This window comes from Limnohabitans sp., from assembly GCF_034680285.1.
Classification (GTDB): domain Bacteria; phylum Pseudomonadota; class Gammaproteobacteria; order Burkholderiales; family Burkholderiaceae_C; genus Limnohabitans_A.
The window spans coordinates 18,602-40,984 of sequence record NZ_JAXITC010000007.1 but is presented as its reverse complement, the minus strand read 5'-3'; the positions used below and the strand labels follow the sequence as shown (position 1 = coordinate 40,984).

The following is a 22,383-nucleotide window of genomic DNA, read 5'->3' as shown; positions in this document are numbered from 1 at the left end:
GCTGGCGGGGCTTTTTTCATGGCGGTTTTGTGCGTCAAGTCACAGACCTTGGCCTATGTTGAAGCGCTCAATGGCAGCACACGCATCACACCGCCATGTCATCGAAACGTTGTTTGTCTTTTGTATTTATCTCGGGAGCCTGGGTCTTCTTGCAGGGGTGTGCGTCCTTGCTCCCGACATCCACCACCAACGCTGCTCAATTCAAAAGCTTTAACGAGGCACGATTGACCATTGAGTCTTTGGTGCCCTACCAAAGCGATTTGACCACTTTGGCCCCGCTGGGCATTGATCCGATCCAGCAGCCCAATACCCTGATCCTGACGCATTCAGACATCGCCAAACGTGTCATCAACGGTAACCTGCAAAATCGGGATGATCTGGACAAAGGCATCCAAGATTGCTTGAAGGCGGGTGATGCTTGCCGGGGGTGGGAGATCAAAGCCTCACGCATTACCCGGACGCGCACGGGCAGCTTTTTCATGGATTTCGTCAACCTCAAGCGCACGACCGAAACCAGTGGCTGGCGCTTTAACGCCACCATTTTGATGGTCAATGGCGTGGTCGTGCACCGGACATGGGGTGGTCAACCTGCCATCCAAGAATTGGAGATACGGAAAAACCCCTTGGGTCCTTTACAAGACGGTGGTCCGAGCTTTTTGCAGGGATTTCGGTGATGGTGCGATGGCGTTGGAAATGGTCTGTTCTTCCGCGCAGGTGACAGCAAGGTTTTGGCAAATGACCTAGTCTTGATGTAACGCCACTTTGCTTAGAAAGTTTCCTGTGAATCAAGCCACTTTGGGCCGCAGCCCCTTAAAAGTTTCTCGTTTGTGCTTGGGCACCATGATGTTTGGCGATCAAACTTCGCTCGAAGATGCCGGCCGCATCGTGGCGGATGCACAAGACAAGGGCTGCAACTTCATCGACACCGCCGACGTTTACTCGCTTGGACAGTCCGAAGAAATCGTGGGCCAAGTGCTCAAAGGGCAGCGCCAGCGCTGGGTCTTGGCCAGCAAGGTCGGTAACGCGATGTCGGAGTTGCCCAACAACCAAGGCTATTCGCGCAGCTGGATGCTTCGGGCCTGTGAAGACAGCCTGCGCAGACTGGCCACCGACCACCTGGACATTTATTACCTGCACCGCGATTTCAACGGCATGAGTTTGGAAGAGCCATTGCGCGCCATCGACGCCTTGCTGCGTGACGGCAAGATCCGTTATTGGGGCGTCTCTAATTTCCGGGGGTGGCGCATCGCCGAGATGGTCAACATGGCCCGGCAGATGAACATGCCCGGCCCTGTGGTTTGCCAGCCTTATTACAACTTGCTCAACCGCATGCCTGAGGTGGAAATTTTGGAGGCTTGCGGGCATTACGGAATGGGCGTGGTCTCCTACAGCCCGATTGCACGAGGCGTACTCACCGGGAAATATGTCCCCGGGCAAGCGCCCGCAGAGGGCAGCCGGGCTGCGCGAGCCGACAAACGCATCCTCGAAACCGAGTTCCGCCAAGAGTCTCTGCAAATTGCACAAACCTTGCGCCAGCACTGTGAGAAAAAAGGCGTTTCATTGGCTCACTTCGCCACGGCTTGGGTTCTGGCCAATCGGCATGTCAGCGCAGTCATCGCAGGGCCACGGACGCTGGCGCAGTGGCAAGACTACGCAGCTGCAATGGATGTCGACATCACGCCCGAGGACGAAGCCTTGGTCAATGCGTTGGTGTCCCCGGGACACCCTTCAACCCCAGGTTACAACGACCCCGCCTACCCACTGAACGGACGGTGAGTTTGAATCTCCACGGCTGACTCAACCCTTTGAGGACCGTGGTTATTGGGGCCGTATTCGTTGAATCAAAACAGCTGGTTATGCTGTTGGACCACTATCAACACGGAGTCATCGGATGTTTTCACGTCGTTCTTTCATGGGGGCCGGCTTGGCAGGCACCTCGGCCTTGGTTTTCTCTTCAGTTTGGTCGCAGTCAGCGCCCAATTTTGGTCCACCTTCACTCCCCAGCGTGGGTTTTCGCCGGATGAAGTTGGGCAGCATGGAAATCATTGCCCTCAATGATGGTGCTGTGCGCAGACCCTTGGGCGAAGAGTTTGTGCCCAAAGTCCCTTTGGAAAATGTGAAGGCTTTGCTGGCCTCGCAAAATTTGCCCACCGATTACATCGATGTGCCTTACACCCCATTTTTGTTGGTCAATGGCAATCAGCGCTATTTGTTTGACACAGGATTTGCCGACAACGGGCCACCCACCACAGGCAAGTTGCTGAGCAACTTGGCAGCTGCTGGCTTTAAGCCCGAAGACATCAACAACGTGGTTTTGAGCCATTACCATGGTGACCACATCAACGGTTTGCGTTACAAAAACGGCTCATTGGTCTACCCCAATGCCCGTGTTCATGTGCCTTCTGTCGAGCACGCTTTCTGGATGGATGACGCACGCATGGCGGCTGCGCCTCAGGGCATGCAAGGTGCTTTTGCCGGCGTCCGCCGTGCCCTGGGCAACTTGTCGGGTGACCAATTGGTCAAATTCGAGCCGGGTACCGACGTGGCCCCTGGCGTGACCTCGATCGCAGCCTTTGGCCATACGCCTGGGCACACTTTGTTCAAAATGCAATCGCAAGGACAGTCGTTCGCTTATGTCGCCGACATCACCAACGTGCCGTCTTTGTTTGCGCGGGCCCCCGACTGGGCTGTTTTGTTTGACATGAACCCCGAGATGGCACGTCAAACGCGCCGCCGTGTGTTTGACATGTTGGTGAAAGAGAAAATGGTGGCCGGTGGCTTCCACTTTCCATTTCCAGCCTTTGGCACGATCGAGCCATCGGGTGAGGGCTACCAGTTCAAGCCGGTGGCCTGAGTCCGCTGACAGCTCCAACCATCTTGAATCCAACGGCACCCTCAGGTGCCGTTTTGACGGGCCCTCCTATTTCAACCAACGCCGTCTCCTGATAGGTCGATGGTCGAGGGCACAATGGGCGCATGACTCGAGAAGATCACCAACAAGTGTTGATTGCTGGCGGCGGCATAGGTGGATTGGCAGCCGCTGTGGCTTGTAGGCAGCGTGGGGTATCTGTGCGCTTGATGGAGCGCGCAGCGCAGCTCAGCGAAGTGGGCGCGGGCATTCAAATCGGGCCGAATGTGACGCGCATTTTGCAGGCATGGGGGTTGGGTTCTGCGCTGGCGCAGGTAGCGGCTTACCCCAAGCAATTGCAAGCGCGTGACGCCCAAACGGGGCAGGTGCTCGGCACCTTGCCTTTGGGAGAGCGGGCGCAGCTGCTTTATGGTGCGCCTTACGCCACCATCCACAGGGCCGATTTGCAGGGCTTGCTGCACAAGGCAGCACTGGGCCTTGGGGTGGACATGCTGCTCGGGCAGACCGTGCGTGGCTGGGAGGCCAACGAAACAGATTTACTGGTGAACACCTTGGAAGGCCTGACCTTGCAGACCAGTGCCCTGATTGGGGCCGACGGTGTATGGAGCACGGTGCGACAGCAACTCGTGGGCGACATGCCTGCTCGCTTTACGGGTCATCTGGCGTACAGGTCGCTGGTGGCACAGGCAGATTTGCCCGAACACTTGCGCAGTGACCAAGTCACCGTTTGGATGGGGCCTCGATTGCATGTGGTGCATTACCCGGTGCGCAGCGGGCAGTGGCTCAACCTGGTGGCCATTGTCCATGGCGCCAAGCCAGACCAAGATCGAGAATGGGACCAGGCCGGAGAAACCCAGGCGTTGATGCACGCCATGGGTGCGGTAGGCCGTGATTTACACGAGCGTTTGGCATCGGTGCCCGCTTGGCGGCAGTGGGCGCTGCACGACCGGCTGCCCTTGAGTCAAGCCAGTGAAATGGCCCAAGGCCGTGTGGCTTTGCTGGGTGATGCGGCCCATCCTATGCGGCCTTATCTGGCCCAGGGCGCGGGCATGGCCATTGAAGATGCACAGGTCTTGGCGCAGCGCTTGAGCTTGGGTGGCTTATCGGTCCCTGAGCAGCTGCAGGGCTATGCCGAGCAACGTTGGGCTCGCAATGCCCGCGTTCAAACCCGAGCCATCCGCAATGGCCGGATCTTCCATGCCCAAGGCCCTGTGGCGCTGGGACGCAACCTCTCGCTGCGGCTGATGGGCGAGCGGTTGATGGATGTGCCTTGGCTTTATGGCCAAGGCCCGTCCGTCTGAAGATCACACCTAGCCATTTTTCGGGCTCAGCAACACCGCAGGCCAGGTTTTTATGCCTTAAACCACCAGTGGCAAAGCCCGTTGTCGCTTGCCCGTGAGGGCAAACAGCGCGTTGCCCACTGCGGGGGCGATTGGCGGCACAGCCGGTTCGCCCACGCCAGCGGGGTGACGGGTGCTGGGCACGATGTGGGTTTCCACTTGCGGGGCCTGGCTGAGCGAGACCATGGGGTAGCTGGGGAAGTTGCCTTGCTGCACCACGCCGCCCACGATGTCGATCTTGCCGAAGAGTGCGGCGCTCAAGCCATAGATGACGCTGCTTTCCATTTGCTGGGCCACGGTGCCTGGGTTGACCACGGTGCCGCAGTCGATGGCGCAGACGACGCGGTGCGCGCGGATCTGACCTTGCTCGAGCGAGACCTCGGCCACTTGCGCCACGATGGAGCCAAACGATTCGTGCAAGGCGATGCCCCGCGCACGGCCTGCGGGCAGGGGCGTGCCCCAAGCCGCTTTGTCGGCGGCCAGTTTCAGCACGGCGGCGTAGCGTGGTGCGTCTTTGAGCCAGTTCAGGCGGAAGGCCAAGGGGTCTTGCTGGGTGGCGGCGGCCAGTTCGTCGATGAAGCTTTCCGAGAAGAAGGCGTTGTGCGAATGGCCCACCGAGCGCCAAAAGCCAACGGGCACGCCGGATTGGGTGGCCACATGGCTCATGTGCTGGCTGGCAAAGCCATAGGGCAAATCGAACAGTCCTTCGGAGGCGGTTTTGTCGGGCATGTCGATGGGCCCGGACAGGTGGGGCGCAGCACGCCCCATCCAGCGTGGGGTGATGGCGTCGCCGGCCGACTTGATGCGCAGGCTGGTGACTTCGCCTTTGTCGTCCAGCGAAGCTTGGAACTTGGCCAGGTGCATGGGGCGGTAAAAGTCGTGCGTCATGTCTTCCTCGCGTGACCAGCTCAGTTGCACCGGTTTGCCTTCGCAGGCCATGGCCACTTGCACGGCTTGGCCGACAAAGTCCACTTCCAGCCGACGACCGAAACCACCGCCCAGTTGGGTGACGTGAACGGTGACTTGGTCTTTGTCCACCTTGGCCACTTTGGCGGCCATGTCGCGTGCCATTTGAGGCACTTGTGTGGGCGCCCAGATCTCGACCTTGCCATTTTTGACTTGCGCAGTGCAATTCATCGGCTCCATGGTGGCGTGGGCCAGATAGGGAGCTTGGTAGAGCGCATCGATGCGGGTTGCGGCGGCTTTTTCGGCTTGGGTGGGCACGCCTTGTTCGTGAAAGGTGAAACCGCTTTCGGTGTTCAGGGCCTTGAGCAGATCGGCTTGGATGCGCGCGGTATCTGCCAGAGCGGTGTTCGGGTTTTGCCACTGAACTTGCACAGCTTGGGCGCCCTGGCGGGCATGCCAGGAGCTTTTGCCAACGACGGCCACGCCACCGGTGCCTCCCCCCCAAGCATCGATTGGCACGACGTTTTCCACACCAGCGATGGCCAAGGCGGCTTGGGTGTTCATGGACGCGGCCGTGCCTCCCAGGACCGGGCTCATGCGCATGGCGGCAAACAGCATGCCGGGCAGACGCACGTCCAAGCCAAAAGTGGCTTGCCCTGTGACTTTGGACGGGATGTCGGTGCGCGGTGCGGGTTGGCCAATGAGCTGCCACTTTTCGCGCGATTTGGTTTGGATGCCCGAGGGCGTGCTGCCCGATGTAGCGGCCACCATCTGGCCGTAGTGCGCGGACTGGCCTGAGGCGTGTTGCATCACGCCCTGTGCGACAGTGATTTCGGTGGCGGGCACTTTCCATGCGGCCGCAGCGGCTTGTATCAAACTCGCGCGCGCCGTGGCAGCGGCCATGCGCAAAGGGTCCCACAGGTCGGCGATCGAAGACGAGCCGCCGGTGGCGTTGAGGCCCAGTTCGCGGGCGACTTTGCCCACCAGCCATTCGCCCATCTTGATCTTGGTGGGTTTGTGCTCGCCTTCGCTGTCCAGCGGGTGAAACGGTAGGCTGGCCACCAGCATGGCCACGTTGCCGTAAATGCTGTCGGCCCCGGCCTGCTCCAAACGCACGCGGCTCAAAGGCACATCGAGTTCTTCGGCCACCAGCATGGCGAGCGCGGTGTGCACGCCTTGGCCCATTTCGCTGCGTGGCATGGCCAGCACCACAGCGCCGTCGGCGGCGATCTTGATCCAGCCGTTCAGGGCGACATCGCCTTGGGTTTGGAGCATGAGTTCGGGTGAACCCAAACGTGAGCGGGCGGGCATCACGCCCCAGCCGACGACCAATGCGCCGGTCGCGCCGAGCGCGCTGAGTAACCAGGTGCGGCGTTTCATGCGGCACCGCCTTTCTTCATTTGGGCCGCAGCGCGGTGGATGGCGGCGCGCACGCGCTGGTAAGTGCCGCAGCGGCACAGGTTGGTCATGGCGGCGTCAATCTCGGCATCGCTGGGGTTGGGTGTTTTATCCAACAAGGCGGCAGCAGCCATCAGCATGCCGCTTTGGCAGTAACCGCATTGGGGCACTTGCTCGGCGATCCAGGCCGCTTGGAGTGGGTGAGGCTTTTCTGCCGTGCCCAAGTACTCGATGGTTTTGATTTTTTGAGATGCAACAGCAGACACGGGCATCACGCACGAGCGCACGGGCTGACCGTCCACATGCACCGTGCAGGCCCCGCATGCGGCCACACCGCAACCGAACTTGGTGCCCGTGAGATTCAATTCGTCACGCAGTAACCAGAGCAATGGCATGCTCGGATCGGCGGTCGAGGTGTGGCTTTGGCCGTTGATGTTCAGTTGCACGGAGTCTCCCGGTAATGTAGCTGGTGCGAGATGTTAACGGTCTTGCGCAAGAGGTTGGCGTGCAAGATTAATTTGTCCCTGTAGGAGCGACGCCGCTGTCGCGAAAAGCCGTGCAGACCACAGCCCATTGCCCCGAGGGCGTGGCTCCCACAGACATCAATGTCCCATGTGGGAGGTCACCCTCGCTGCGCTCTCGCGTTCACAATTGTGTGCGCAGCGTCCAAATCTCTGGGAAGAGCACGGTGTCCAGCATCTTGCGAAGGTAGCTCACGCCGCCCGTGCCACCCGTGCCGCGCTTGAAGCCGATGACACGCTCCACCGTGGTGACGTGTCTAAAGCGCCACAAACGAAACGCGTCTTCTAAGTCGGTCAGCTCTTCGCCCAGCTGGTAAAGGTCCCAGTGTTGCTGCGGGTTGCGGTAGACCTCGAGCCAGGCGTTTTCGACCGCCTCGCTGGCCGGGTAGGGCTGTCGCCAATCGCGTTGGGTGTGGGTGTCCGGAACATCGAGGCCGCGGCGTTGCAATAACCGCAGGCATTGGTCGTACAGCGATGGCGCTTCGTAGGCCGCCTGCACGATGGCCGAGAGGTCGAGGCGATGCGCGTGGGGCTGCAGCATGGCGGCATTCTTGTTGCCCATCGAAAACTCGATGCAGCGGTATTGCCAGCTTTGAAAACCGCTCGACTGCGCCAAGTAGGGGCGAATGGCGCTGTACTCTGGCGGCGTCATGGTGGCCAGCACGTCCCAGGCGTGCACCAGCTGCTCCATGATGCGGCTGACGCGGGCGAGCTTTTTGAAGGCGTCGGGCAATTGGTCATGCGCAATGCCCGCCATGGCCGCTTGCAGCTCGTGCAGCATCAGCTTCATCCACAGCTCGCTGGTCTGGTGCTGCACGATGAACAGCATCTCGTTATGGTCGGGCGACAGCGGCTTTTGCGCACTCAGGATGGCGTCGAGCTGTAGGTAGTCTCCATAGCTCATGCGGCCGTCAAAGTCGAGCTGGGCTTTTTCTTCGTGCACGATACGCTCGCCTGTAGCATCGCCCGCTGCGGCGCTGGCCGTGTTGGAGGTGGAGGCTGAGGAGAAAGGGCAGGAACTCATGACAGGCCTTTCATGTCACGGCATTCTTCTGCCCAAAGCGGGCGTCTTGCCACTCGCCGCTTTGCATGACCTGGCACAAGTGCTCAGCGGCCTGCCACACGTCGGCATAGCCAACATACAGCGGTGTGAAGCCAAAGCGCAAGATGTCGGCGTGCAGGCCGCCATCGCCCGCGCGGAAGTCGCCAATGACGCCGCGTGCGATCAAGGCCTGCACGATGGCGTAAGCGCCTTCGGCGCGGGTCAGGCTCACTTGCGAGCCGCGCAGGGCTTCCTCAGTCGGTGTGGCGATGCCAAAGCCGTAGCCGTGCAATCGCGTGCGCACCAACTGCATGAACAGGCCCGTGAGCGCCAGAGACTTTTGGCGCAGCGCGGCCATGCCGCCCAGCGCCTCTGCGGCCAAAAAGGCATCCAGGCCGCAGTCGAGTGCCGTGAGGCTCAAGATGGGTTGGGTACCGCATTGGTAGCGGGTGATGCCCTTGGCGGGTAGGTAGTCTGGTGTGAAGGCAAACGGAGCGGCATGCCCCCACCAACCGGCCAGTGGTTGCCAAAAGCGGTCGGTATGCTCTGGGCGCACCCACACAAAAGCCGGTGCGCCGGGGCCGCCGTTCAAGTATTTGTAGCCGCAACCCACCGCAAAGTCGGCCCCCGAGCCGTTCAGGTCAACGGGCACCGCGCCTGCGCTGTGCGCCAAGTCCCACACGGTGAGGATGCATTGGGCGTGGGCCTGTGCAGTGACGGCCTGCATGTTGTGCATGGCGCCTGTGCGGTAGTTCACATGGGTGAGCATGAGCACCGCCACATCGGCTTGCAGCGCAGTCGGGATTTCGTCGGCTTCTATCAATTGAAGGGTGTAGCCGCGTTCTTTGCACAAGGCTTCTGCGATGTACAGGTCGGTTGGGAAGTTGCTGCGCTCGCTGACGATTTTGGTTTTGTGGGGGTGGTCTGCCTTGGCGATGTGCAGCGCTGCGGCCAGCACTTTGAACAGGTTGATCGAGGTGCTGTCGGCGGCGATCACTTCGCCCGGCTGGGCACCGATGACGCGGGCGATTTTGTCGCCCACGCGCTGGGGCAGGGTGAACCAGCCTGCGGTGTTCCAACTTTTGATGAGGTCCGTTCCCCATTCGTGTGTGACGGCATGGGCCACGCGGGCTGGGGCGGTTTTGGGCAGCACACCCAGCGAGTTGCCATCCAGGTAAATCACGCCGGGTGGCAAATCGAATTGCTCACTCAGGGGGCGCAGCGGGTCTTGCGCGTCCAGCAGTTCGCAGTCATGCAGGGTGGGGGTGAGGTTCATCATGGGGGTGTCTTCAAGTGGTGTTCAAAGTTCGCGCAAGACTGCCCGCACGGGGCTGGCGTCGGCGCTCATGAGTTTCAGGGGCAGGGCGATCAGCTCGTAATCGCCTTCGGGCACCTCGTCGAGCAGCAGGTTTTCCAGCACGCGCAAGCCGCGCTGGCGAATGGTTTGGTGGCTGGGCAAAGCTTTGCTGTCGGCCGGGTCGATGCTGGCGCTGTCGGTGCCGATCAGCCGCACGCCCAAGTCGGCCAGGTGCTGCACGCAGGCAGGGTCAAAGGCTGTGAGTTGGGTGTCGAAGCGGTCCAGTGGCATGTGGCAGTAAGTGCGCACCAGAACGCGTTCTGGCAGGTTGTGCAGTGCATGCTGCAGGTGGTTCATGGTGATCAAGGGGCCGACATTGATGGCATGGATGACGCGGCAATGCCCCAGAAAGGGCAGCAGGTCCAAAGCGCCCACAGCCGCACCTTGCGGGTTGTAATGCAGTGGGGCATCGGTATGCGCCCCCACATGCGGTGACAGGGTGATGGCGCTCACGTTGACCGGGCATGTGTCCGACAGCGTGGCGGCCCATTGCTGGGTGTAGGGCGTGTCGCCCGGAAAGACCGGGCTTTGCGTATCGACGGGTGGGGAAATATCCCAGAGTTTGTCCCAAAGTTTTTTCATGGTGTGCGAAGGTAGCACCGCATAAAAACTGTGGTGTCGGTTATTTCCAACAACTAGAAAAAAGACTTCAGGGGTTCAGTGCAGGCAAGCCGTGACGGCGGCGGGCTTGTTCGCAGGCGGGGCTGCCTTCTTCAAATTCCCGGCAGGGGGAGGGGCGCCATTCGTAGATGCCACAAATGGCTTTTTCGCCCGTTTTTCCATAAAGCGCTGCGCAGCGCGGCGGGCTGTGGTCTGTGCCGCGCATGCGGCAGGTGTGCTCGGTAATCGGCGAGGCCAAGCCTGCGGGCACATCGCCGCCGCCTTCTTCGTATTCGTACACGGAAAAATCCACCCGGAAGCTCACGCAGCAAGCGCCGCAGGTGGTGCAGTTGGACATACTCAGGCGTTCACACGACCCAACAACAAAAATTCCATGAGGGCTTTTTGCACATGCATGCGGTTTTCGGCTTCGTCCCAGACCACCGACTGCGGACCGTCGATGACTTCGGCGCTGACCTCTTCGCCGCGGTGGGCGGGTAGGCAGTGCATGAACAAGGCATCGGGCTTGGCCACTTGCATCATGGCTTCGTCTACACACCAGTCGGCAAAGGCTTTTTTGCGGGCCTCGTTTTCAGCTTCGTAGCCCATGCTGGTCCACACATCGGTGGTGACCAGGTCGGCGCCTCGGCAGGCGTCCTCGGGATCTTTGAAGATTTTGTAGCTTTCGGCACTGCGCAAACCGGCCACGGCCTGGTCAACTTCGTAACCGCTGGGCGTGCTCAGGTGCACCGTGAAGCCCAGTAACTCGGCCGCTTGCAGCCAAGTGTTGGCCATGTTGTTGCCGTCACCTACCCAAGCCACAGTCTTGCCCTGAATGGAGCCCCGGTGCTCGATGTAGGTGAAGATGTCGGCCAGGATTTGACAGGGGTGGAACTCGTTGGTCAGGCCGTTGATGACGGGCACACGCGAGTGCGACGCAAAGCGCTCGATTTTGTCTTGTCCGTAAGTGCGGATCATGACCAGATCGGTCATGCGGCTGATGACGCGGGCGCTGTCTTCGATGGGTTCTGAGCGGCCGAGCTGGCTGTCGCCCGTGGTCAGGTGCACCACCGAGCCGCCCAGCTGGTACATGCCCGCCTCAAAGCTCACGCGGGTGCGGGTGCTTGCTTTTTCAAAGATCATGGCCAGCGTGCGGTCGGCCAACGGGTGGTATTTCTCGTAGGCTTTGAACTTGCGCTTGATCTCGGCGGCGCGTGCAAACACATGCGCGTATTCGTCGGCCGTGAGGTCGGTGAACTGCAGGTAGTGCCGCACGGGCACAGGTGGGGTCAGGCTCATGCGGGCTCCGCCAAAAAGGTCTTGATCAGGGGCACCAAAATCGCCACCACTTCGTCGGCTTCGGCTTCGGTCATGATAAGCGGGGGCACCAAGCGAATGACGCTGTCGGCCGTGACGCTCAGAAGCAAACCGGCTTCGGCGGCCCGTGTCCAAATGGCGCCGCAGGGGCGCTCGAGTTCAATGCCCAGCATCAGGCCCTGGCCGCGTACTTCTTTGACGCCTGCGATGCCCGTCAGTGCCTTATCCAGCGCACCGTGCAAATGTGCGCCCACTTTTGCAGCGTTGGCCATGAGGCCGTCTTTTTCCATGATACGGATGGTTTCAACACCCGCGCGCATGGCCAGCGGATTGCCACCAAAAGTGGTGCCGTGGTTGCCGGGTTGGAAGATGTTGGCGGCCTTGGGGCCAGCCACCACCGCGCCAATCGGCACGCCCGAGCCCAAGCCTTTGGCCAGCGGCATCACGTCAGGCACAATGCCGGCCCACTGGTGAGCGAACCATTTGCCGGTGCGGCCCATGCCGCACTGCACCTCGTCGATCATCATCAGCCAGTCTTTTTGGTCGCACAAAGCACGCACTTGCTGCAGGTATTCGATGCGCATCGGGTTGATGCCGCCTTCGCCCTGGATGGTTTCCATGAACACCGCCACCACATTGGGGTTGCCTTCGGTGGCTTTTTTCAGGGCCTCGATGTCGTTGACTGGCACCCGCACAAAACCTTCGAGCATGGGGCCAAAGCCTTTTTTCAGCTTCTCGTTGGCTGTGGCACTCAGCGTGGCAATGCTGCGGCCGTGAAAGGCTTTCTCGTAAACCACGATCTCGGGTTTGTCGATGCCCTTGTCGTGGCCGTATTTACGTGCGAGCTTAATGGCTGCCTCGTTGGCTTCGAGGCCTGTGCAGCAGAAAAACACGTTCGTCATGCCCGACAGCTCCACCAACTTGGCCGCCAGCACTTCTGCGTTGGGCACATGGAAGTAGTTGCAGCTGTGGATCATCTTGCCCAGCTGGTCTTGCAGGGCGGGCACCAGATCGGGGTGGTTGTGGCCCAGGGTGTTCACCGCAATACCGGCCAGCGCGTCCAGGTATGGCTTGCCATTGACGTCCCAGACTCGGCAGCCCTGACCATGGCTGAGTGCGATGGGCAGTCGGCCATAGGTGTTCATGGTGTGCGGTGAGGCAGCTTCAATGTGAGCGGACATGCGTGAACTCCTGAAATAAAAATCGGCCCAATGGTGGAGGGCCGTTAGAAGAATATTTTAGAGGCATTGTGTGGCTGTTGGATGGCATCTGTCACAAGCCCTAAGTCTTATATAAGATACAATAGGTACCTAACGAAAGCAGCGGCGATCCCGGTGCTTTTGGTGTCCACTTCACCCCTTCTATCCGATGGTCTCCAACACTGCCAAAGAAGTCTTCATCCAGGGCATCACCGAGGACGGAAAGACATTCAGGCCCAGCGACTGGGCGGAACGCTTGGCAGGCGTGATGAGCCAATTTCGTCCTGGCGGTGCCGTTCCTGGAAGCCACTTGAGTTATTCCCCTTGGTGCCTTCCCACCACCATGGGCAACGTCAAATGTGTGGTCGTGCACCATGATTTGCGCGATCACGACGTCATGGCTTGGGACTTTGTGATGAATTTTGCGCGCGACAATGGATTGCAAGTGGCCGAAGCCTGTTTGTTGCCCGATCTGCCGCCCAAAAAATAAGTTCGCAGAAGCAACCGCCCATGGGCGGTTTTTTTATTTCCAGCTTGCTGAGCTGGGTGTAGGGCATTGGTGGGTGAGGATTTCTACGAGCGAAGCGAGTCATGAGGAACCCGCCAATGCCCTACACCCAGCGGATTGCGAGCACCCATGAAAAAACCGCCAAGGTTTGCTCCTGGGCGGTTCAGTATTCGCGGACAGCGCACCCGTTTCAAACGGCAGCGAGGACAGAGCCTCGCCGGGCTGTTGATCTGTTGGAGCGGATCAGGCTGCGGCGAGGGCCAAAGTCTTGACTTTGGCGCTCAGGCGGCTCTTGTCACGAGCAGCTTTGTTTTTGTGGAAGATGCCTTTGTCGGCAATGATGTCCACCACGGTTTGCATTTTGGCAAACAACTCAGTGGCTTTGGCCTTGTCGCCAGCTGCAACGGCTTTTTCAACGTTTTTCACAGCAGTGCGGTATTTGGAGCGCAGCGAAGAGTTCGCAGCATTGATTTTGATGTCTTGGCGGACGCGTTTACGGCCTGAAGCAAGACGGGGGTTTTTCTTTTTTGGTTTAGCGGATGCCATATAAAAATTCTTTCAGTGTCTGAGGATGATGTCCAGCGAACCCAGCATTCTAGCAGAGCCGACGCCCCTTTTCTACCCCTCCAAAGACCCCCACTTATGTAAGACTGGCAAGACCGTGCCTAAGCAGGCGCTTTTGAGCGAACAAAGTGGCCGCTACACTCGCCCACTGTGAGTCTTCTACGTTCTGCCTCTGTTGTGTCGATTTTCACCCTGGCCTCCCGGGTGACGGGTTTGGTGCGCGAGTTGCTGATGGCCTCTTTGTTCGGTGCCAGTGCATTGACCGATGCCTTCAATGTGGCGTTTCGAATCCCCAACTTGTTTCGTCGATTGTTCGCTGAAGGGGCCTTCAGCCAAGCATTTGTGCCGGTTTTGGCCGCCAACCGTGCCCAATATGGCGAAGAAGCCACAAAGGAAGTGATCGACAGTGTGGCCACGGCACTGGCTTGGTCCGTGCTGGCCCTGTCTGTTTTGGGGGTGCTGGTTTCGCCTTGGCTGGTTTGGGCTTTGGCCAGCGGCTTGCAGCAAGACGCCCGGGGCTACGGCGCGGCCGTGAACATGACGCGCTGGATGTTCCCCTACATTGCCTTCATGTCCATGGTGGCTTTGTCTGCCGGCATTTTGAACACTTGGAAACGTTTTGCAGTGCCTGCGGCCACGCCCGTTCTGTTGAATGTCAGCGTGATCGCCGCAGCCTGGCTGTTATCGCCCTGGTTGGCCAAGCAGGGCGTGGAGCCCATCTATGCCCTGCCCGTGGGGGTGATGGTGGGTGGCGTTTTGCAATTGGCGGTGCAAATTCCAGCCTTGGCCCGGCTGGGTTTGTTGCCACGGTTGGGCATTCGGCCCCGCGCCGTCAAAAAGGCCTGGACCAACCCCGCCACCTTGAATATCCTGCGCCTGATGGGCCCGGCCCTGCTGGGCGTAGGCGTGGCCCAAATTTCCTTGCTCATCAACACGCAGATTGCCTCGCACCTGGCGCCCGGCAGCGTCAGCTGGTTGACCTATGCCGACCGGTTGATGGAGTTCCCGACCGCTATTTTGGGCGTGGCGCTTGGCGTGGTGTTGATGCCGCAACTGGCCGCAGCCAAAGCCACGGGCGACAGCGAGCGTTACGCGGCCATGCTCGACTGGGGCTTGCGTCTGGTGCTGCTGCTGGCTTTGCCGTGTGCGGCGGCTTTGCTGGTGTTTTCGCAGCCGCTGGTATCTGTGCTTTACCACTACGGCGCGTTCACCGACCGTGATGTTCAGCAAACCACCTTGGCCCTGACCGGCTACGGCGTGGGCTTGATTGGCCTGGTGGCCATCAAGGTACTGGCACCTGGGTACTACGCCAGTCAGGACATTCGCACCCCGGTGCGCATTGCGGTGGCGGTGCTGGTGCTCACCCAAGTTTTGAACGTACTTTTGGTCCCGTATTTGGCACATGCTGGGCTGGCACTGTCCATTGGCTTGGGCGCTTTGGTCAATGCCTTGTGGCTGCTGGTCGGCCTGCTTCGCCGGGGGAGCTACAAGCCACAGCCCGGCTGGTGGCGGTTTGGTTTGCAGGTGCTGCTGGCAACGACCTTGTTGACAGGCTTACTGTGGTTTGCGGCGAACCATTTGCCATGGGTGGCCATGCGCCAAGAGGCTTGGATGCGCATCGGCTGGATGTTGGTCGTTTTGCTCTGTTCGGCCTTGCTTTACTTTGGCGTTTTGTGGGCCACAGGTTTGCGGCTCAAAGCCTTTCTCAAACGCTGACAGGCCTCTGGAATAGACATGTTGTTGAATTTGTCATCGCCCACCCCGCTCGATTACTTTGCCAGTTTGGTGCAAAGCGACGAACATTTCCCGCTGTTGGAGGCAGCGGCCAGTTTGGCACAAGACGAAGAGCCAAGTTTGGATGTGCAACATGTGCTGGACGATGTGGCACGTTTGTTGCGGCGGGTCCAGGCACGGTTGCCTGAAGATGCCGATGACTTGACCCAATTGGCCATTTTGACCCAGGTCTTTTACCAAGATTTGGGTTTTGGAGCCAACGCCAATGATTACTACGCGCCTGAAAACAGTTATTTGAATGAGGTTCTTCGAACACGCCGGGGCATACCGATCTCTCTGGCTGTGCTTTGGCTGGAATTGGCCCAGTCCTTGGGGTTGCAAGCGCAGGGTATTTCGTTCCCAGGTCACTTCTTGGTCAAAGTGACCCTGAAGGATGGGTTGGTCGTGCTCGATCCGCTGACGGGCGAGTCTTTGGGTCTGGACAATTTGTCAGAAAGATTGAGTCCATTTCGTGATCCTGTGGACCAGGTGGCATCAGCCGACTTGGACGAAGGTGAAACGCCTCTGGGCTTGTATTTACAAGCTTGCCCGGCCCGCGATGTGCTGGCCCGCATGCTGCGCAATTTGAAAGAAATCTTCCGATCACAGGAGGATTGGCCACGCATGCTGCAAGTGCTCGACCGTCTGGTGGTTTTGTTGCCCGAGGTCTGGACAGAGAGGCGAGACCGGGGTTTGGTGCATGCCGAATTAGGGCATGTGCATCAAGCTTTGCAGGATTTGCGTGTTTATCTGGAAGCCGAGCCTGCCGCGCCAGACACCGTGGCGCTGAAAAATAGAGTGTCAGAACTCGCCGCTCTTTGAGCGCAGACCGACCACTGGGCTCGCCAAGACCCCGTGTGTCGCGCTGGTTAGGGGCCTGGCTTCGAGGCCCTGAAGGGCCCCTTAAGCCACCACTACCTGGGCCCCATCACCTTGGGCTGCAATGCGGCCAATTGTGTAGACCTGCTCACCCGAAGCGCGCAATGTAGCCGCGCAATTTTCGGCATTGGCTGCATCCACCACCACCACCATGCCGATGCCGTTGTTGAAAGTGCGGTTCATCTCGATGTCGTCGATGCTTGCTGTTTTTTGCAGCCATGCAAACAGTTCAGTCTGAGGCCAGCTGCCTTTTTGCAGGTGAGCCGCCAGGCCATCGGGCAGTACGCGGGGAATGTTTTCGAGCAAGCCACCGCCTGTGATGTGGGCGAGGGCCTTGATGCCAGAGGCTTTTTCCGTGTTCGGGTGTTTGGCCAAAGCGGCCAGCACATTCAGCACATACAAGCGGGTAGGCTCCATCAGGGCTTGCTTGAAAGGCTTGCCGTCGAGGGTCGTTGGGGCGTTGCTGCCTGCGCGTTCGATGCATTTGCGCACCAAGCTGAAACCGTTGGAGTGCACGCCGCTCGAGGCCAGGCCCAGCACCACGTCGCCAGCTTTCACATTCTGGCCCGTGAGGATTTTCGACTTTTCGACCGCACCGACCGCAAAACCCGCCAAATCGTATTCACCTGCTGGGTACATGCCAGGCATTTCTGCCGTTTCACCACCGATCAGGGCGCAGCCTGACAACTCGCAGCCCTTGGCAATGCCTCCCACCACGGCCGCTGCGGTGTCCACGTCCAACTTGCCGCAGGCGAAATAATCCAAGAAGAAAAGGGGCTCAGCCCCTTGCACCAACACATCGTTCACGCTCATGGCCACCAAGTCGATGCCCACGGTGTCGTGCATATTCCACTCAAATGCGAGCTTGAGTTTGGTGCCCACGCCGTCCGTGCCACTCACCAGCACAGGCTCTTTGTATCGCATGGGCACTTCAAACAAGGCACCAAAACCGCCGATACCGGCCAGTACGCCTTCGCGCATGGTTTTCTTAGCCAATGGTTTGATGCGCTCGACCAGGGCATCACCTGCAACGATGTCGACGCCTGCGTCTTTGTAGGAAAGGGGAGTTTGGCTCATGGTTTTAGCCCGACTTAGGGCATGTAAATAGAGAATGAAAGGCCAATAAACGGGCTGGCAGACTAAAATCAGGGTCTATTTTAAGGGTTGACCCTGACCGCTTGAAATACAACTACGCCAAAGACGAGCCCCACTTGCAAGCACCTTTGCCATTTTTGATGACCCGCATGGCCGCATGGCTGGGCGTGGGCTTGGTCGCTGCGCTGATTTTTTGGCTGCTGGCCCCTGTGCTGGCGCCTTTTGTCATTGCTGCTGTATTGGCCTATGTACTTCACCCATTGGTGCTCAGGCTGGAAGGCTGGACCCAAGGCCGACTGTCTCGGGCCATCGCGGTGGTGCTCATTGAAGCATTGGCCCTGATGGCCTTGCTGGGCATTTTGTTGCTTTTGATTCCCATTTTGGTGCGCGAATGGCCTTTGCTTCAGCAGCAATTGCCTTTGTTGTTGGACCGATTGGGTGACGCCATCAATCCTTTGCTGACCCAGATGGGGCTGAATGTGTCTTTGGATTTGCGTGACCTCAAAACCCAATTGGTGACTTATCTGAGTGCCAACCGCGAAGACTGGTGGGCGCCACTCATGTCGTCCCTGAAATTGGGTGGCAGTGTGGCCTTGGCCGTTGCTGGCTATGCGGTATTGGTGCCGGTCGCACTTTTTTACATGCTTTACGACTGGACGCGCATGGTCAACAGCGTGCTCGAATTGGTCCCGCCATCTTGGCGCGGGCGCTTTGATGGCTTCATGCATGACTGTGATCGGGTTTTGGGCGAGTATTTGCGTGGACAGATGTTGGTGATGCTGGCGTTGGCGATTTTTTATTCGATCGGACTCAAGCTGTTTGGCCTCGATTTGGCACTGCCCATAGGCGTGTTCACAGGTCTTGCGGTGTTTGTGCCCTACTTGGGTTTTGGCTTGGGTTTGGTGCTGGCGCTGCTGGCAGGCTTGTTGCAGTTCGCTTCGGCACAGGCACTGGTCATGGTGGCCGTGGTGTTCGGTTTGGGTCAATTGATTGAAAGTTTTGTGCTGACGCCAAGACTGGTGGGTGAGCGAATTGGCCTGCATCCGCTCGCCGTCATTTTGGCCTTGATGGCCTTTGGTCAAGTTCTGGGCTTTGTGGGTGTCTTGATTGCCCTGCCTGCCAGCGCGGTTTTGCTGGTGGCCTTGCGTCGACTGCGCCACCAATACCTGCACAGCGATTTGTATCAAAAAAGCGGTTCAGGCATGGCTGAGCAAGGGCCTGATCAGGCATGAAGCAGCTGGCTTTGGACATTGGCTTGGCATCGACGCCCACCCTCGGCAATTTCTTTGCAGGTCCCAATGAGGCGGCGCTCAGCCACCTGCGTTTGTGGACATCCTCCAGTAGTCGGTCTCCTGTGCCCAGCTATTTGTGGGGTGAGAGCGGTTCGGGCAAAACCCATTTGTTGCACGCGGTTCACCATGCGCTCAATGAGCAAGGTGCTCAAGTCGGCTGGTTGGATGCTCATACCATGGACCCGCCCGAGTTCAAAGACGAGTGGGCCGCCGTGCTGATGGACGATGTGCACCTGTACAACGCCGAGCAGCAGCACACCGCCTTCAACTGGTTTGTCAACGCGCTCACGCCCCGCAGCGGTTCGCCGCGCTGGGTTTTGGCCGCCGGGGCTGTGCCTCCGGCCGACCTGAAGCTGCGCGATGATTTGCGCAGCCGCCTGGGCTGGGGCCACATCGACGCGCTGCAGGTGCTGGGCGAGACCGAGCGCCGCGCCGTGCTGCGCCAAGAGGCCGATGCCCGGGGCCTGTTTTTGAGCGACGAAGTCATGTCTTACATGCTCAAGCGCTTTTCGCGTGATTTGGGCAGCCTGATGCAGCTGCTGGACCACCTGGACCACTACGCACTGCAAACACAACGCGCCCTGACCATTCCTTTGGTGCGGGCGATGCTGGAGAACGAATGAAACTTGCCCTGTTCGATCTGGACCACACTTTGCTGCCGCTGGACTCTGACCACACCTGGGGTGTGTTCACCACCGAAATGGGTTGGACCGACCCGGCGGTGTTCAGCCAGCGCAACGACGAGTTTTACGCCCATTACCAAGCGGGCACACTGGACATTCACGACTATGTGCGCTTTGCCACCCGCGCAGCCCGCGAACGCGGCGCGACCGAGGCGGCCCAGGCGCATGCCCGATACATGGACGAAGTGATCCGTCCCCGCATCACGCCCGAGGCGCTGGCACTGGTACGATCGCACCAGAATGCAGGCGATACGGTCATGATCGTGACGGCCACCAATGAGTTTGTGACCCGACCGATTGCCCAGGCCTTTGGTGTCAGCGAGTTGATCGCTGTTGACCTCGAGCGCGATTCAAGCGGTTGGATCACGGGCGAAATCCGGGGCACCCCGTCGTTTCGGGAGGGTAAAGTCACCCGGGTTGCGCATTGGTTGGGCCAAAAAGGCCTGGACTGGGGTGATCTGGAGATGACGTTCTACTCGGACTCCATGAACGACCTGCCGCTTTTGGAAAAAGCCCACCATCCGGTGGCAACGAACCCTGACGCTCGATTGCGTCAATTGGCCATTGAACGTGGCTGGCGCATCCTCGACCTCTTTCAAGAATGATCAAACAATTCATCGACAAGCTGATGGGCAAAACACCCAAAAGCAGCAAACCCAACTTTGGCCGCCGCACTGAGGTGCCTGCGTCTGTGCACGGCATCGACCCGAACCTGGTGGACGAACGTGCCATCCACGTCACGCGCACGCTGCAACAGGCCGGATTCGAGGCTTACGTGGTGGGCGGAGCGGTGCGAGACCTGCTGTTGGGCCTGCGCCCCAAAGATTTTGATGTGGCCACCAACGCCACACCCGAGCAGGTCAAGGGCCTGTTTCGCCGTGCTTTCATCATCGGGCGGCGCTTTCGCATCGTGCACGTGGTGTACGGCCGGGGGCGTGACAACGAGGTGATCGAGGTCTCCACCTTCCGGGCACACCTGGACAACGTGGCTGCGGAGCAGGTCAAAGGCAACGAGCGCACCAGCAAGCGCCAACTCGAAGGCATGCAACACGCCGTAGATTCATCGGGCCGTGTGCTGCGCGACAACGTCTGGGGTCCGCAAGACGAAGACGCCACGCGCCGCGACTTCACCGTGAACGCCATGTACTATGACCCTGAGTCGCAGATCGTGGTGGATTACCACGGCGGCATTCAGGACTCGAAAAAGCGCGTTTTACGCATGATTGGTGACCCGGTCGCGCGTTACCGCGAAGACCCGGTGCGCATCATCCGCGCCGTGCGCTTTGCGGCCAAGCTCAGCCCGCTGGGTTTCAAGCTGGAAGCCAAAACCGCCAAACCCCTGACGCAGTCGGCCACTTTGCTGGCCGATGTGCCGCAAAGCCGCTTGTTTGACGAGATGCTCAAGCTGCTTCAGACCGGGCACGCCCTGGCTTCGATTGCGCAGCTGAAAAACCTGGGGCTGGCCACTGGCATTTACCCCTTGCTCGATGTGGTGGTGGAGCGGGCCGACAGCGCTTTTGTGCAAGTCGCCTTGGCCGATACCGACCGCCGCGTGGGCGAGGGCAAGCCCGTGGCGCCGAGCTTTTTGCTCGCTTGCGTTCTGTGGGCCGATGTTCGCGAAGGCTGGGCCAAACGCCTGGCCCGCAAAGAGCCTTCACACCCGGCTTTGCAGGACGCGATCGACGAGGTGTTTGACGCCCGCATCGGGGATGTGTCTGGTCGCGGTAAGCTGGCCGCTGACATGCGCGAAATCTGGATGATGCAGCCGCGTTTTGAAAAGCGTGTGGGCAGCACGCCGTTTGGCTTGGTTGAGCAGCCACGCTTTCGGGCAGGCTTCGACTTTTTGCGCTTGCGCGCTGACATTGATGAGGTGGATATTCGCTTGGCGGACTGGTGGCAAGAGTTCAGCATGGCCAGTGATGCAGAGCGCGAAGATCTGGTGCAAGCGGCCAAGGCCGAGCAGCAGGCCTCACAAGCGGCCAAGCCTCGCGTGCGCCGAGCACCCCGGCCCGAAGGCGTGCACGCGCAAGACGAGAGCCGCCCTGCGGCGGAGGCAGAAGGCAGCGAGGATGGTACGGCCAAAAAACGCCGCCGCCGTCGCCGCAAGCCCGGAGCTTCAGGCGATCAGGCGGGCGACGGCGGCATCGCCGCTTGAATCTCTGATCTGAAAGCGAGGGGTGATCTTGAGAGACCCAGTCACCGCCTATGTGGCCTTAGGAGCCAATTTGGGCGATGCCCGTGTGGCGGTGCTGCAGGCCTTTGAGGCACTGGCCTGTTGGCCCGGCATTGAAGTCACAGGCCGCTCCGCGCTTTACCGCACAGCGCCCCACGAAGCTCAGGGGCCCGATTTCATCAACGCGGTAGCCCGCATCGACACGCGGTTGACCGCACCCGATGTGCTGGACGCTTTGCAAGCCATCGAACACGGGGCGGGCCGTTTGCGCCCCTACGTGAATGCGCCGCGCAGCCTAGACCTGGACCTGCTGTTTTACGGCGATGCCTGCATGCACAGCACCCGCCTGACGCTGCCCCACCCGCGGTGGCGTGAGAGGGCTTTTGTGCTTTACCCATTGGCCGATGTGTGGCCGCAGCGTGTGTTGTCTGAAGACATTGCCCGTGTGGTGTGTCAGCCTATAGAACGCGATGGAGCGGCGAACACATGACTTTTTTCATCAGTTTGCCAGTGTCCCTGCAGACCATTTTGCTGTTGCTGGCCAGCAACGTGTTCATGACTTTTGCCTGGTATGGCCATCTGCGCAACATGTCCACAGCCCCTTGGTATGCCGCGGCCTTGGTGAGTTGGGGCATTGCCTTGTTCGAATACATGTTTCAGGTGCCGGCCAATCGCATCGGTTACACGCAATTCAGCGTGGCTCAGCTCAAGATCATGCAAGAGGTCATCACTTTGAGTGTTTTTGTGCCTTTTGCGATTTTTTACCTCAAAGAGCCTTTCAAGCTGGATTACCTTTGGGCCGCCTTGTGCATGGTCGGGGCGGTCTATTTCATTTTCAGAAGCCCCTGATTCATCGGGCCTTAATTC

General features: G+C 59.5%; 23 protein-coding genes. 13 read left to right on the top strand and 10 right to left on the bottom strand.

The genetic code is table 11. From position 1 onward, the window contains the following. Positions 1 to 95 precede the first annotated feature (95 nt). From SWE17_RS07480 to SWE17_RS07465, 4 genes are all read left to right on the top strand, one after another. Positions 96 to 674, top strand: a complete 579-nt coding sequence (locus tag SWE17_RS07480) for a hypothetical protein (protein WP_322992478.1) — start codon at positions 96 to 98, stop codon at positions 672 to 674. Between the two features lie 106 nt (positions 675 to 780). Next, positions 781 to 1,776, top strand: coding sequence for an aldo/keto reductase (locus SWE17_RS07475; RefSeq protein ID WP_322992477.1), 996 nt, complete (start codon positions 781 to 783; stop codon positions 1,774 to 1,776). 115 nt (positions 1,777 to 1,891) lie between these two features. Next, complete coding sequence (locus tag SWE17_RS07470; RefSeq protein ID WP_322992476.1) at positions 1,892 to 2,854, top strand: MBL fold metallo-hydrolase; 963 nt, start codon at positions 1,892 to 1,894, stop codon at positions 2,852 to 2,854. 122 nt (positions 2,855 to 2,976) lie between these two features. Then, complete coding sequence (locus SWE17_RS07465) at positions 2,977 to 4,170, top strand: FAD-dependent monooxygenase (protein WP_322992475.1); 1,194 nt, start codon at positions 2,977 to 2,979, stop codon at positions 4,168 to 4,170. A gap of 57 nt (positions 4,171 to 4,227) precedes the next feature. On the opposite strand, the gene SWE17_RS07460 is transcribed toward SWE17_RS07465, so the two are convergent. From SWE17_RS07460 to SWE17_RS07425, 8 genes are all read right to left on the bottom strand, one after another. Further along, a complete protein-coding gene (locus SWE17_RS07460) occupies positions 4,228 to 6,495 on the bottom strand; it encodes a xanthine dehydrogenase family protein molybdopterin-binding subunit (RefSeq protein ID WP_322992474.1) in 2,268 nt (755 codons plus the stop codon). Next, positions 6,492 to 6,959 (bottom strand): (2Fe-2S)-binding protein, encoded by a 468-nt coding sequence (locus SWE17_RS07455; protein WP_322992473.1) that lies wholly within the window; start codon positions 6,957 to 6,959, stop codon positions 6,492 to 6,494. Before SWE17_RS07455 ends, SWE17_RS07460 begins: the two co-directional genes overlap by 4 nt. 199 nt (positions 6,960 to 7,158) lie before the next feature. Then, entirely contained in the window at positions 7,159 to 8,058 is a 900-nt protein-coding gene (gene kynA / locus SWE17_RS07450) for a tryptophan 2,3-dioxygenase (protein WP_322992472.1), read from the bottom strand. A gap of 10 nt (positions 8,059 to 8,068) precedes the next feature. Further along, a complete protein-coding gene (gene kynU, locus SWE17_RS07445) occupies positions 8,069 to 9,355 on the bottom strand; it encodes a kynureninase (RefSeq protein WP_322992471.1) in 1,287 nt (428 codons plus the stop codon). A 21-nt stretch (positions 9,356 to 9,376) separates the two neighbouring features. Beyond that, positions 9,377 to 10,015, bottom strand: coding sequence for an arylformamidase (gene kynB / locus SWE17_RS07440; RefSeq protein WP_322992470.1), 639 nt, complete (start codon positions 10,013 to 10,015; stop codon positions 9,377 to 9,379). A 67-nt stretch (positions 10,016 to 10,082) separates the two neighbouring features. Continuing rightward, the gene (locus SWE17_RS07435) at positions 10,083 to 10,391 is read right to left on the bottom strand and encodes a YkgJ family cysteine cluster protein (protein ID WP_295501446.1); all 309 of its coding nucleotides are present in this window, start codon (positions 10,389 to 10,391) and stop codon (positions 10,083 to 10,085) included. Positions 10,392 to 10,393: 2 nt separating this feature from the next. Continuing rightward, a complete protein-coding gene (gene argF, locus SWE17_RS07430; protein ID WP_322992469.1) occupies positions 10,394 to 11,332 on the bottom strand; it encodes an ornithine carbamoyltransferase in 939 nt (312 codons plus the stop codon). Further along, entirely contained in the window at positions 11,329 to 12,531 is a 1,203-nt protein-coding gene (locus tag SWE17_RS07425) for an aspartate aminotransferase family protein (RefSeq protein ID WP_322992468.1), read from the bottom strand. The genes argF and SWE17_RS07425 overlap by 4 nt, the downstream gene beginning before the upstream one ends. A gap of 187 nt (positions 12,532 to 12,718) precedes the next feature. On the opposite strand from SWE17_RS07425, the gene SWE17_RS07420 reads away from it, so the two are divergent. Then, on the top strand, positions 12,719 to 13,039 hold the full coding sequence (locus tag SWE17_RS07420; protein ID WP_322992467.1) for a DUF3579 domain-containing protein: 321 nt from the start codon (positions 12,719 to 12,721) through the stop codon (positions 13,037 to 13,039). Between the two features lie 261 nt (positions 13,040 to 13,300). Here the strand turns inward: SWE17_RS07420 and rpsT are convergent, their stop codons facing one another. Next, positions 13,301 to 13,603 carry a 30S ribosomal protein S20 gene (gene rpsT / locus SWE17_RS07415; RefSeq protein ID WP_100119927.1) on the bottom strand — a complete coding sequence of 101 codons (303 nt, stop codon included), beginning with the start codon at positions 13,601 to 13,603 and terminating at the stop codon, positions 13,301 to 13,303. A gap of 168 nt (positions 13,604 to 13,771) precedes the next feature. On the opposite strand from rpsT, the gene murJ reads away from it, so the two are divergent. Together murJ and SWE17_RS07405 are read left to right on the top strand one after the other, a co-directional pair. Next, entirely contained in the window at positions 13,772 to 15,337 is a 1,566-nt protein-coding gene (gene murJ, locus SWE17_RS07410) for a murein biosynthesis integral membrane protein MurJ (protein ID WP_322992466.1), read from the top strand. Between the two features lie 18 nt (positions 15,338 to 15,355). Next, positions 15,356 to 16,216: a SirB1 family protein gene (locus SWE17_RS07405; RefSeq protein ID WP_322992465.1), complete on the top strand. Its 861-nt coding sequence runs from the start codon at positions 15,356 to 15,358 to the stop codon at positions 16,214 to 16,216. 81 nt (positions 16,217 to 16,297) lie between these two features. Here SWE17_RS07405 and purM read toward each other — a convergent pair whose 3' ends face one another. Further along, positions 16,298 to 17,350 (bottom strand): phosphoribosylformylglycinamidine cyclo-ligase, encoded by a 1,053-nt coding sequence (gene purM, locus SWE17_RS07400; protein WP_322992464.1) that lies wholly within the window; start codon positions 17,348 to 17,350, stop codon positions 16,298 to 16,300. A 101-nt stretch (positions 17,351 to 17,451) separates the two neighbouring features. Between purM and SWE17_RS07395 the strand changes: the two genes are divergently transcribed. Genes SWE17_RS07395 through SWE17_RS07370 form a run of 6 tightly spaced genes read left to right on the top strand, consistent with a single transcriptional unit; the run spans position 17,452 to position 22,365 of the window. Beyond that, positions 17,452 to 18,600, top strand: coding sequence for an AI-2E family transporter (locus tag SWE17_RS07395; protein ID WP_416234988.1), 1,149 nt, complete (start codon positions 17,452 to 17,454; stop codon positions 18,598 to 18,600). Next, complete coding sequence (hda, locus tag SWE17_RS07390) at positions 18,597 to 19,283, top strand: DnaA regulatory inactivator Hda (protein WP_322992463.1); 687 nt, start codon at positions 18,597 to 18,599, stop codon at positions 19,281 to 19,283. Before SWE17_RS07395 ends, hda begins: the two co-directional genes overlap by 4 nt. Continuing rightward, complete coding sequence (locus tag SWE17_RS07385) at positions 19,280 to 19,948, top strand: HAD family hydrolase (protein ID WP_322992462.1); 669 nt, start codon at positions 19,280 to 19,282, stop codon at positions 19,946 to 19,948. Before hda ends, SWE17_RS07385 begins: the two co-directional genes overlap by 4 nt. Then, on the top strand, positions 19,945 to 21,498 hold the full coding sequence (gene pcnB / locus SWE17_RS07380; RefSeq protein ID WP_322992461.1) for a polynucleotide adenylyltransferase PcnB: 1,554 nt from the start codon (positions 19,945 to 19,947) through the stop codon (positions 21,496 to 21,498). The genes SWE17_RS07385 and pcnB overlap by 4 nt, the downstream gene beginning before the upstream one ends. A gap of 28 nt (positions 21,499 to 21,526) precedes the next feature. Then, complete coding sequence (folK, locus tag SWE17_RS07375; protein WP_322992460.1) at positions 21,527 to 22,006, top strand: 2-amino-4-hydroxy-6-hydroxymethyldihydropteridine diphosphokinase; 480 nt, start codon at positions 21,527 to 21,529, stop codon at positions 22,004 to 22,006. Then, the gene (locus SWE17_RS07370) at positions 22,003 to 22,365 is read left to right on the top strand and encodes a DMT family protein (RefSeq protein WP_322992459.1); all 363 of its coding nucleotides are present in this window, start codon (positions 22,003 to 22,005) and stop codon (positions 22,363 to 22,365) included. Before folK ends, SWE17_RS07370 begins: the two co-directional genes overlap by 4 nt. Positions 22,366 to 22,383 lie beyond the last annotated feature (18 nt).

Bases quoted from the DNA above. Each gene is read 5' to 3' on its own strand.
- SWE17_RS07480 (WP_322992478.1), top strand. From the start codon at position 96: ATGTCATCGAAACGTTGTTTGTCTTTTGTATTTATCTCGGGAGCCTGG.
- SWE17_RS07470 (WP_322992476.1), top strand. From the start codon at position 1,892: ATGTTTTCACGTCGTTCTTTCATGGGGGCCGGCTTGGCAGGCACCTCG.
- SWE17_RS07465 (WP_322992475.1), top strand. From the start codon at position 2,977: ATGACTCGAGAAGATCACCAACAAGTGTTGATTGCTGGCGGCGGCATA.
- SWE17_RS07460 (WP_322992474.1), bottom strand. From the start codon at position 6,495: ATGAAACGCCGCACCTGGTTACTCAGCGCGCTCGGCGCGACCGGCGCA.
- kynA (WP_322992472.1), bottom strand. From the start codon at position 8,058: ATGAGTTCCTGCCCTTTCTCCTCAGCCTCCACCTCCAACACGGCCAGC.
- kynU (WP_322992471.1), bottom strand. From the start codon at position 9,355: ATGATGAACCTCACCCCCACCCTGCATGACTGCGAACTGCTGGACGCG.
- kynB (WP_322992470.1), bottom strand. From the start codon at position 10,015: ATGAAAAAACTTTGGGACAAACTCTGGGATATTTCCCCACCCGTCGAT.
- SWE17_RS07435 (WP_295501446.1), bottom strand. From the start codon at position 10,391: ATGTCCAACTGCACCACCTGCGGCGCTTGCTGCGTGAGCTTCCGGGTG.
- argF (WP_322992469.1), bottom strand. From the start codon at position 11,332: ATGAGCCTGACCCCACCTGTGCCCGTGCGGCACTACCTGCAGTTCACC.
- SWE17_RS07425 (WP_322992468.1), bottom strand. From the start codon at position 12,531: ATGTCCGCTCACATTGAAGCTGCCTCACCGCACACCATGAACACCTAT.
- SWE17_RS07420 (WP_322992467.1), top strand. From the start codon at position 12,719: ATGGTCTCCAACACTGCCAAAGAAGTCTTCATCCAGGGCATCACCGAG.
- rpsT (WP_100119927.1), bottom strand. From the start codon at position 13,603: ATGGCATCCGCTAAACCAAAAAAGAAAAACCCCCGTCTTGCTTCAGGC.
- SWE17_RS07405 (WP_322992465.1), top strand. From the start codon at position 15,356: ATGTTGTTGAATTTGTCATCGCCCACCCCGCTCGATTACTTTGCCAGT.
- purM (WP_322992464.1), bottom strand. From the start codon at position 17,350: ATGAGCCAAACTCCCCTTTCCTACAAAGACGCAGGCGTCGACATCGTT.
- hda (WP_322992463.1), top strand. From the start codon at position 18,597: ATGAAGCAGCTGGCTTTGGACATTGGCTTGGCATCGACGCCCACCCTC.
- SWE17_RS07385 (WP_322992462.1), top strand. From the start codon at position 19,280: ATGAAACTTGCCCTGTTCGATCTGGACCACACTTTGCTGCCGCTGGAC.
- pcnB (WP_322992461.1), top strand. From the start codon at position 19,945: ATGATCAAACAATTCATCGACAAGCTGATGGGCAAAACACCCAAAAGC.
- SWE17_RS07370 (WP_322992459.1), top strand. From the start codon at position 22,003: ATGACTTTTTTCATCAGTTTGCCAGTGTCCCTGCAGACCATTTTGCTG.